Source organism: Clostridium tarantellae (assembly GCF_009295725.1).
GTDB classification, from domain to species: Bacteria; Bacillota; Clostridia; order Clostridiales; family Clostridiaceae; genus Sarcina; species Sarcina tarantellae.
This window is the reverse complement of the sequence record NZ_WHJC01000612.1, coordinates 1-618: the sequence shown is the minus strand read 5'-3', so window position 1 is coordinate 618 and position 618 is coordinate 1. Positions and strand designations below refer to the sequence as shown.

Below are 618 nucleotides of genomic sequence, written 5' to 3'. Positions count from 1 at the left end.
ATTAAATACCAAATCATAATATATTGAATAAACCAAGTATAAGTTAAACAATTAATTAAAAAAGCAACTAAAATACAGTCCTTTAAAATAAATTTATTATAATTTATAAAATAATAAAAAATTAACATTAACCAATATGGAATAATTATTTTTAATAATCTATTTTTGAAAAAGTTATTTAATCTATTTTTTTTAAATGATTCATTTAAACCATATCCTGAACTTATTAAAAATATTGAAACTGCTACTCCACCTAAAGGATTTAAGATTGAAAATCCTCTAGCATTAGCAACATGTGCTATTATTATAATTAATGCTGCAATTCCTTTAACTATAGTTGTATGATCTTTGCTTAAATAAGAAAAACTTTCATACGTATTTTTATTTAATATTTTTAATATAATTATTAAAGCAATAATTATGATTGAAGCTATTAAAGTGTATAACATAAAATATCTCCTTAGTTTTTTCTTTAGAGTAAAATAATATTCACACAAATAATACACTCTTTTTCATCGAAATAACTCTATAGTTTTAATTGATTTACAATTAAAAGTTATTTTATATTTCTTTTTTAAAACTACATATATTTAAAAATAAAATTCTATATCTTTTAAT

1 protein-coding gene is annotated in these 618 nt (G+C 18.0%); it reads right to left on the bottom strand.

The window, feature by feature from the left end:
• A partial coding sequence (locus tag GBZ86_RS16615) for an acyltransferase family protein (RefSeq protein ID WP_152892501.1) occupies nucleotides 1-449 on the bottom strand: 449 nt, incomplete at its 3' end.
• Nucleotides 450-618 lie beyond the last annotated feature (169 nt).